This is a genomic window from Streptomyces sp. ADMS (assembly GCF_033441795.1).
In the GTDB taxonomy this organism is placed as follows: domain Bacteria; phylum Actinomycetota; class Actinomycetes; order Streptomycetales; family Streptomycetaceae; genus Streptomyces.
In genome coordinates this window covers 35304-44400 of sequence record NZ_JAVFVX010000066.1, presented here as the reverse complement: position 1 = coordinate 44400, position 9097 = coordinate 35304, and the positions used below count along the sequence as shown (strand labels likewise).

Genomic DNA, 9097 nt, shown 5'->3' with positions numbered 1-9097 from the left:
ACCGCGCCGGACGCGATCCTCCTCCACGACAACCGCACCGACCACCACGTCGGCCATGTCGACCACCCGAACATCGTCCACCGCCAGCCGATCGTCCGCGGCGACGTCGAAGCCGCCCGCGCACGCGCCGACTTCATCGTCACCGGCGAGTACACGTTCGGCATGCAGGACCAGGCGTTCCTGGGCCCGGAGTCGGGCCTCGCGGTCCCCACGGAGGACGGCGGCGTCGACCTGTACGTCGCCACCCAGTGGCTGCACTCCGACCTGCGCCAGATCGCGCCCGTGCTCGGCCTGCCCGAGGACAAGGTCCGGATGACGCTGTCCGGTGTCGGCGGCGCGTTCGGGGGCCGTGAGGACCTGTCGATGCAGATCCACTCATGCCTGCTTGCGCTACGCACCGGCAAACCAGTGAAGATCGTCTACAACCGTTTCGAGTCCTTCTTCGGCCACGTCCACCGGCACCCCGCGAAGCTCTCCTACGAGCACGGGGCCACCAAGGACGGCAAGCTGACCCACCTCAGGGCACGGATCGTTCTCGACGGCGGCGCGTACGCCTCCGCCTCCCCGGCGGTCGTCGGCAACGCGGCCTCGCTCGGCGCCGGCCCGTACGTCGTCGACGACGTCGACATCGACTGCATCGCCCTCTACACCAACAACCCGCCCTGCGGCGCGATGCGCGGCTTCGGCGCGGTCCAGGCCTGCTTCGCCTACGAGGCCCAGATGGACAAGCTCGCCGACGCGGTGGGCATGGACCGGGTCGAGTTCCGCCGCCTCAACGCCATGGAACAGGGCTCGCTGCTGCCCACCGGCCAGGCCGTCGACTCCCCGGCCCCGGTCGCCGAACTCCTGCGCCGTGTCAAGGCGATGCCCCTCCCACCGGAGCAGCAGTGGCTGACGGCGGGCGAGGCGGCGGACGTACGCCAGCTGCCGGGCGGCCTCTCCAACACCACTCACGGCGAGGGCGTGGTCCGGGGCATCGGCTACGCGGTCGGCATCAAGAACGTCGGCTTCTCCGAGGGCTTCGACGACTACTCGACGGCCCGGGTGCGTATGGAGGTCGTCGGTGGCGAGCCGGTGGCCACGGTCCACACGGCGATGGCGGAGGTCGGGCAGGGCGGGGTCACGGTCCACGCCCAGATCGCCCGCACCGAGCTGGGCGTCACCCAGGTGACGATCCACCCGGCCGACACCCAGGTGGGCTCGGCCGGTTCGACCTCCGCCTCCCGGCAGACGTACGTCACCGGTGGAGCCGTCAAGAACTCGTGCGAGCTGGTCCGCGACAAGGTGCTGGAGGCCGGGCGCCGCAGGTTCGGCTCGTACCACCCCGCTTGGGCCACGGCGGAACTGCTGCTTGAGGGCGGCAAGGTCGTCACCGACGCCGGCGAGGTCCTCGCCGACCTGGTCGACGTCCTGGGCGACGAGGCCGTCGAGGTCGAGGCGGAGTGGCGGCACCGGCCGACCGAACCCTTCGACCTCCGCACCGGCCAGGGCTTCGGACACGTCCAGTACTCGTTCGCCGCGCACCGGGCGGTCGTGGAGGTCGACACCGAACTGGGCCTGGTGAAGGTGATCGAGCTGGCCTGCGCACAGGACGTGGGCAAGGCGCTCAACCCGCTGTCGGTGGTCGGCCAGATCCAGGGCGGAACCACCCAGGGTCTCGGCATCGCGGTCATGGAGGAGATCGTCGTCGACCCGAAGACGGCCAAGGTGAGGAACCCGTCCTTCACGGACTACCTGATCCCCACCATCCTCGACACCCCGACCATCCCGGTCGACGTCCTCGAACTCGCCGACGACCACGCTCCGTACGGCCTCCGAGGCGTCGGCGAGGCCCCGACCCTGTCGTCGACTCCGGCGGTCCTGGCGGCGATCCGGAACGCGACGGGCCTGGAGCTCACGAGGACACCGGTACGTCCGGAACACCTCACGGGTACGGCGTAGTCGTTCGGGTCGCCCCTGAGTTCGGGCGGTTCGGTTCGTCGGCGGGTGCGGGTCCCGTGGGGGGCTGGTCGCGCGGTTCCGCGACCCCGAAGAGCAGGGGCTGCGGCCCGCGCTCTTCGGCCCGGGGGCCGTTGTCTTCAGGGGCGCGGGAAACCGTGCGAACCGAACCAGCCACCCGCACCGACCACGCACACCGCGAGTACCACGTTCGCCTCGGGCCGTCCCCCGGGTCGTGCACCTTCCCAATCCCCAATGAATCTTGGGAGACGGCACCATGACCCAGCAGTCGGCACAGCCCAGGACCCCCGCGGAGGACCCGGGCCCCCAGTCCGGCCGGTCCTTACTGACGCCTACTTCCACATCACCCCGCGCGGCTCCACCCTCGCCCGGGAGATCCGCGGTGGCATCACCACCTTCATGGCGATGGCGTACATCCTGCTTCTCAACCCGCTGATCCTCTCCGGCAGGGACGCGGCGGGAAACACGCAGCAGGCGCTCATCACGCCACCGCCCTCGCGGCAGCCGTCACCACGCTCCTCATGGGCGTCCACCAGTGTCCAGCCGCCCGTCGCACCCGACCACTGCCCAAGGAGACCGAGAGATGCTGGACATCGCCGAAGAACTGCACCGGTGGGTCGAGCAGGGACGTGACTTCGCCGTGGCCACCGTGGTGGCCGTGGGCGGCAGCGCGCCCCGCCTGCCCGGTGCCGCCCTGGCGGTGGACGCCGACGGCACGGCGATCGGCTCGGTCTCCGGCGGCTGTGTGGAGGGCGCGGTGTACGAGCTGTGCCAACAGGCCCTGGCGAACGGCGAGTCGGTTTTCGAACGCTTCGGCTACAGCGACGACGACGCGTTCGCCGTGGGTCTGACCTGCGGCGGCGTCATCGACATCCTGGTGACGCCGGTACGGGCGTCGGCGCCCCTCCGTGACGTCCTGGCGTCGGCTCTGGCCGCCGCCGCGAGCGGGGAGGCGGCGGCCGTGGCGCGGATCGTCTCCGGCCCGGCAGAACTGCTCGGCCGCGCCCTGCTCGTCGGCCCGGACGGCTCTTACGGGGGCGGCTTCGGCGCCCACCCCGAACTGGACCGCACGGTGGCCGCCGAGGCGCGCGCCTTTCTCGACGCGGGCCGCACCGGCACCCTGGAGACCGGAGAGCAGGGCTCTCGTTGCGGAGCGCCGGTCACGGTCCTGGTCGAGTCGTCGGTGCCACCGCCCCGCATGATCGTGTTCGGCGCGATCGACTTCGCGTCGGCGCTGGTCCGGATCGGCAAGTTCCTCGGCTACCACGTGACGGTGTGCGACGCCCGCCCGGTCTTCGCCACACCCGCCCGTTTCCCCGAGGCGGACGAGATCGTCGTCGAGTGGCCGCACCGGTACCTGGAACGGACCGCTGTGGACGCCCGTACGGTCCTGTGCGTCCTCACCCACGACGCCAAGTTCGACGTACCCCTGCTCCGGCTCGCACTGCGGCTGCCGGTGGCGTACGTCGGCGCGATGGGCTCCCGCCGGACCCACCTGGACCGGAACGAGCGGCTGCGTGAAGTCGGCGTCACCGAACTGGAGCTGGCGCGGCTGAGGTCACCGATCGGGCTGGACCTCGGTGCCCGTACGCCAGAGGAGACGGCGCTGTCCATAGCGTCGGAAATCGTCGCCAACCGGCGGGGCGGGAGCGGGGTTTCCCTGACCGGGGCGCACACGCCGATCCACCACGACGTCACCTCGGCGTCCGTACCGGCGGGGCGGATCGCGTCGGTGGCCTGACGTCAGTCGGACTTCGGCCGCGGACCGCCGGGTTGGACTCCACGGGCGGACCCGCGGGTCACCAGGGTGCCGGGTCCGGAAAGTGACCCGCTGCCACCGTCTCCTCTTCCCCCCGACGCGCGGTGCTGCCGGCACCGGGAGCTGGTCCCGACATCCGTCAGTTGATCCGCAGCAGACGGTTCGCCGCCCGCCCGAACACATACCGCGCCGCCCCCTGCAACGGCCGGTCGAACAGCGACGGCAGCAGGCGTACGCGCAACTCCTCACGCCAGATCACCCGCGAGCGGCCCCCCGGCCCCGGGCGCACCTCGATCTCCGCCCAGCCCAGGACGACCCGGCCGCGTTTCTCCAGGCGGCACAATCCCGCAGTGTCGTCCGTCGGGGGCCGCCAGACGGTGACCTCCATACGGTCGTCGAAGGAGAGGGGGCCGATTCCCGAACGGGCGACGAAGACCGTGCCCTCGTGGGTCGGCGGGTCCGTGAGAACCGTGACGCGGGTCAGGGGGACCACGGAGGCATGGCGGGGCCACTCCGTGAGCCGGCGCCAGGCCTCGTCGAGGGGGAGCGGCACCGTACGTTCGAGGAGGAAGTTGACCACGGCACGATCGTAGGGAACCCGGCGGGCGGCACAGCGCATTCCGGGGTCCCGGGGCCCGTGTTCACAGCGGACCCATATCCATAGCCCCAGGCGGCCATTCGCGAGGAGACGTACGCCGGACACCGGTGGGAGCGTTGCGGGTCGCGCCGCGACGGGAGCGGTGGGCCCCGGGGCGAGACCGTGCCCCGAGGACCGCTTCCGCCTCCGAGCCGGGTACGGCAGCATGGGCGCGACCTCGCGATTCGTGACCCGCACCCCGGCCGGAGGGCACCGCGTGGAAAGTCGACCGCACAACACGCTCGACCAACTGCACGACAGACTCGACGAGTTGAAGAGCGATCCCTATCCGCACTACGCCCGTGCCCGCGACGCCCAGGGGCTGACCTTCGTCGCCGGACTCGACGCCTGGCTGGTCGCCCGGGACGCCGACGTCCGCGAAGTGCTGCGGCGCGCCGAGGACTTCTGCTCGGCCGGTTCGCTGCGCCCCGACGTCATGCCGTCGCCGGCCGCGCTCGCCGTACTCGGCGGCGGCTTCGGCGGGCGGCCCGTCGTCGTCGGCGCGGACGGAGCCCAGCACCAGGAACTGCGCGCCCCCATCGTCAGGGGCCTCTCGCCCGCCCGGGTCACCGCCGTCGTGCCGTACGCCGCCGAGCGGGCCGCCGCCCTGGTCGACGCGTTCGTGAACGGTGACGCCGGTGAACACAAGGGCGGGCAAGTGGAGTTGATGTCCGCATACGCCCGCTGCCTGCCCGGAGAGGTCATCGGCAGGATCGTCGGACTCGATCCCGTCGACATTCCGGCCGTAGTGCACGGCGGCTACCGTGCCGAGGAACTCCTCTTCCGCCCCCTGCCGGAGGACGAACAGCTCGCCGTCGCCCAGGACGTGGTCGCGACACAGCACATCCTCGACCGGTACGCCCGCGCCCGGCACGCCGAACCCCGCGAGGACCTCTGTACGGAGATCGTCACGTCCGTGACCGCCCCCGGCGGCGGTGACGGTGGCGCCGAACTCACCCTCGACCAACGTCACGAGGTCGCCTCCCACCTCCAGAACCTGCTGATCGCCGGGCACCTCACCACCACCGCGCTCATCGGCACGACGGTCCTCCATCTGCTCCGGCACCCGGACCAGTGGGAGCTGCTGTGCGCGGAACCGGACCGGATCCCGGCCGCCGTGGAGGAGGCCGCCCGGTACGACGCGGCGGTCCAGGGCTTCCGCCGCGTCACCACCCGCCCGGTCACCCTCGCGGGCACCGAACTCCCTGCCGGGGCAACCCTGTTCGTCGCCTTCGGCGCCGCCAACCGGGACGGTGCCCGCCATCCCGGCCCGGACGAGTTCGACATCACCCGCACCCCGGTCCGTCACCTCGCCTTCGGCTTCGGCGCCCACGCCTGCCCCGGCTCCCAGCTCGCACGCGAACAACTCCGGCTCACCCTGGCGGAGTTGACCAGCCGCCTGCCGGGCCTGCGGCTGGCAGGGGACCACCCGGTCGCGATGCGCCCGTCGATGATCCACCGCTCTCCGCAGAGCCTGCATCTGACCTGGTGACAAACCGGGTGACCGGTGCACGGGTCTTGTTCTGACATCCGGACCTTCCCTAGGGTCGTCGTCCGAGGGGGGTGGAAGCGCTTTCTAGCGAAAGGGGTGACCCACTCATGCCCGGAAACACGACGCGACACAAGACGAGGAAGTCCCGGCGGTCCCGCAAGGCGGCCGTCGCCGCAGGTCTCGCCGTCGCCCTGTGTGCCGTACTCACCGCCTGCTCCGGCCCGGACGGCTCGACGAGCGCGGGCGGCAAGGTCGTCCTGCGCTACACCTGGTGGGGAAACCCGGACCGGGCGGCCAGGACCCAGGCGGCGGTCGACCTCTTCGAGAAGAAGTATCCGGACGTCGACGTACAGACCTCGTTCGCCGGATACGACGCCTACAAGCAGAAGCTGGCGACCCAGGCGGCCGGCGGCGACGCCCCCGACGTCATGCAGCTCGACTACCGGATGATCGACCAGTACGCCTCGGGTGGTGTGCTCCTCGACCTCGGTACACAGCAAAGCATTCTGAAGACAGAGGAGTTCGAGTCCGGGCTGCTCGCCACCGGCAGGCTGGACGGCAAGCAGTACGCCGTTCCGCAGGGACGCGGCACCGAGACCGTCGTCTACGACCCGACGCAGTGGAAGGCGGCGGGCCTTGAGCCGCCCGCCGACGCCTCGGACGGCGGCTGGACCTGGGACCAATGGGCCGACGCCATGAGAGTGCTGAAGGAGAAGACCGGCAAACCCGGCGGCACCGACCCCGGGCAGAGCGAGGACTCCTTCGAGGTCTGGCTGCGCGGCCAGGGCAGGTCTCTCTACACCAGGGACCAAGAACTCGGCTTCACCGTGGACGACTTGACCCGCTGGTGGACGTTCACCGACGGGCTGCGCCGCGAGGGTGTCGTCTCGCCCGCCGAACAGACCACCCAGCTCGACGGCACGGTCGAGAACACCCCGCTCGGCCGCGGCAAGGCCTTCTCCGACATGAACTGGGACGCCCCGGCCAGCGGTTACCTCGCCCTGATCCCGGACGGCATCGCCCTAGCCCCCATGCCGTCGGGCGCGGACGGCACCCCCGGTCAGTACTTCAAGCCCTCCATGTTCATGGGCATCGCCGCCGACACCGGCAGCCCGGAACAGGCTGCCCGGCTCGTCGACTTCATGCTCAACGACCGCGAGGCCGCGGCGATCCTCGGCGCGACCCGGGGAATCCCCGTCAACGAGTCGATCCGCGAGGAACTCGCGCCGGATCTCAAGGACTTCGACAAGACGATCTACGCCTACCAGGCCACCCTCGAAGGGCGGCTCGACACCCCGCCCCAGGCGCCCCCCTCGGGCGACAGCGCCCTGCAGACCACCTTCCAGCGCGACTACGACCAGGTGTCGTACGAGCGCATGTCGCCGCGCGAGGCGGCCCAGGACTACGTCACCGAGGCGAAGGCGGAGCTGCGGTCATGACCACCACCGAGATACCGGCCCCCGCCCGTACCGTGAAGGCGGCCCCCGTGAAACGGCCCAAACGCCAACGCGAGGGCGCCGCCTGGGTGTTCCTGTCCCCCTGGGTGCTGGGCGCCTGTCTGCTCACCCTGCTCCCCATGGCGGTCTCGCTCTACCTCTCCTTCACCGACTACGACCTGTTCAACTCGCCGAACTGGGTGGGCCTGCGCAACTACACGCAGATGTTCACCGAGGACCCGCGCTACTGGCGGTCGGTCGGCGCGACTCTCACCTACGTTGCCATCGCGGTCCCGCTCCAGCTCGGACTCGCCCTCGTCGTCGCCCTCGCGCTGAAGAACATGAAGCGCGGCCGGGCCTTCTACCGCTCCGCCTTCTACGCCCCCTCGCTACTCGGCGCCTCGATGTCCGTCGCCCTCGTGTGGCGGGCGCTGTTCAACGAGGGCGGCACCGTCGACAACCTCTTCGGCACCGGCGGCTGGATCTTCAAGCCCGGCTGGGCGCTGGTCGCCGTTGCCCTGCTGACGGTGTGGCAGTTCGGCGCGCCGATGGTCATCTTCCTCGCCGGACTCCAGCAGATCCCGGGGGAGCTGTACGAGGCCGCCGAGGTGGACGGCGCGAGCAGATGGCGCCAGTTCCTCTCCATCACCGTGCCGATGCTGTCCCCGGTGATCTTCTTCAACCTGGTCCTCCAGACGATCCAGGCCTTCCAGGTCTTCACCCCCGCCTTCGCGGTGAGCGGCGGCAAGGGCGGCCCCGCCGACTCGACGCTCTTCTACACGCTCTACCTCTACGACCGGGGCTTCGTCGCTTCCCACATGGGCTACGCGTCCGCGATGGCCTGGGTGCTGCTGATCGTCATCGGCGCCGTCACCGCCGTACTGTTCCGGACCTCGCGCTCCTGGGTCTTCTACGCCTCCGACACCGAAGGGGGCGTCCGATGACGACCACCGCACCACCAACTCCCGTCGTGGGCAAGCCCGTTGCCTGGCAACGGATCATCCTGCACCTCGGCTGCCTGGCCGCGCTCCTCGTGATGCTCTACCCGCTGGCCTGGCTGCTCGCGACCTCCCTCAAGCCCGCGAACGAGGTCATCGCCAGCCTCGACCTGCTGCCGAGCCACCTGGAATGGTCCAACTACAAGACCGCCCTCGACGGCGTGAACGACGTCTCCGTGACCCGCCTGCTCACCAACTCCCTGCTGATCGCGGGCGGCGCGGTCCTCGGTAACGTACTCAGCTGCTCCCTGGCGGCCTACGCCTTCGCGCGCCTGCGTTTCCGCTTCCGTGGCCCGCTCTTCGCGTTCATGATCGCGACGATCATGCTGCCGCACCACGCGGTGCTGATCCCGCAGTACATCATCTTCAACCAGCTCGGCATGGTGAACACGTACTGGCCGCTGATCCTGCCCAAGTTCCTCGCCACGGAGGCGTTCTTCGTCTTCCTGATCGTGCAGTTCATGCGCGGACTGCCCAGGGAGCTGGAGGAGGCGGCGCGCATCGACGGCTGCGGTCCGTTCCGCTCCTTCTTCCTGGTGATCCTTCCGCTCACCCGCCCGGCGCTGATCACCACCGCGATCTTCACCTTCATCTGGACCTGGAACGACTTCTTCACCCAGCTGATCTATCTCTTCTCGCCGGACAAGTTCACGCTCACCCTGGCGCTCAGGTCGTTCGTGGACGCGTCCAGCACGTCCGCCTTCGGCCCGATGTTCGCCATGTCGGTGATCGCGCTGCTGCCGATCGTCCTGTTCTTCCTCGCCTTCCAGCGGTTCCTGGTGGAGGGCATGGCCAACTCCGGGATCAAGGGGTGAA

At 70.3% G+C, this 9097-nt stretch carries 7 protein-coding genes and 1 pseudogene; 7 read left to right on the top strand and 1 reads right to left on the bottom strand.

All coding sequences use genetic code 11. From position 1 onward, the window contains the following. From RB628_RS26030 to RB628_RS26020, 3 genes and pseudogenes are all read left to right on the top strand, one after another. A partial coding sequence (locus tag RB628_RS26030) for a molybdopterin cofactor-binding domain-containing protein (protein WP_318322938.1) occupies positions 1-1941 on the top strand: 1941 nt, incomplete at its 5' end. 274 nt (positions 1942-2215) lie between these two features. Continuing rightward, positions 2216-2486: pseudogene (locus RB628_RS26025) on the top strand (NCS2 family permease); the annotation flags it as partial. Between the two features lie 56 nt (positions 2487-2542). After that, positions 2543-3700: an XdhC/CoxI family protein gene (locus tag RB628_RS26020; RefSeq protein WP_318322937.1), complete on the top strand. Its 1158-nt coding sequence runs from the start codon at positions 2543-2545 to the stop codon at positions 3698-3700. 157 nt (positions 3701-3857) lie between these two features. Here the strand turns inward: RB628_RS26020 and RB628_RS26015 are convergent, their stop codons facing one another. Beyond that, entirely contained in the window at positions 3858-4298 is a 441-nt protein-coding gene (locus RB628_RS26015; RefSeq protein WP_318322936.1) for an SRPBCC family protein, read from the bottom strand. A 274-nt stretch (positions 4299-4572) separates the two neighbouring features. Here RB628_RS26015 and RB628_RS26010 point away from each other — a divergent pair, with 274 nt between their 5' ends. The 4 genes from RB628_RS26010 (at position 4573) to RB628_RS25995 (ending at position 9096) form a co-directional block, all read left to right on the top strand. Next, the gene (locus RB628_RS26010) at positions 4573-5847 is read left to right on the top strand and encodes a cytochrome P450 (protein WP_318322935.1); all 1275 of its coding nucleotides are present in this window, start codon (positions 4573-4575) and stop codon (positions 5845-5847) included. 107 nt (positions 5848-5954) lie between these two features. Beyond that, complete coding sequence (locus RB628_RS26005) at positions 5955-7286, top strand: ABC transporter substrate-binding protein (protein ID WP_318322934.1); 1332 nt, start codon at positions 5955-5957, stop codon at positions 7284-7286. After that, positions 7283-8227, top strand: coding sequence for a sugar ABC transporter permease (locus tag RB628_RS26000; protein WP_318322933.1), 945 nt, complete (start codon positions 7283-7285; stop codon positions 8225-8227). Before RB628_RS26005 ends, RB628_RS26000 begins: the two co-directional genes overlap by 4 nt. Further along, complete coding sequence (locus tag RB628_RS25995; protein ID WP_318322932.1) at positions 8224-9096, top strand: carbohydrate ABC transporter permease; 873 nt, start codon at positions 8224-8226, stop codon at positions 9094-9096. Before RB628_RS26000 ends, RB628_RS25995 begins: the two co-directional genes overlap by 4 nt. The last annotated feature ends 1 nt before the right edge of the window (position 9097 follow it).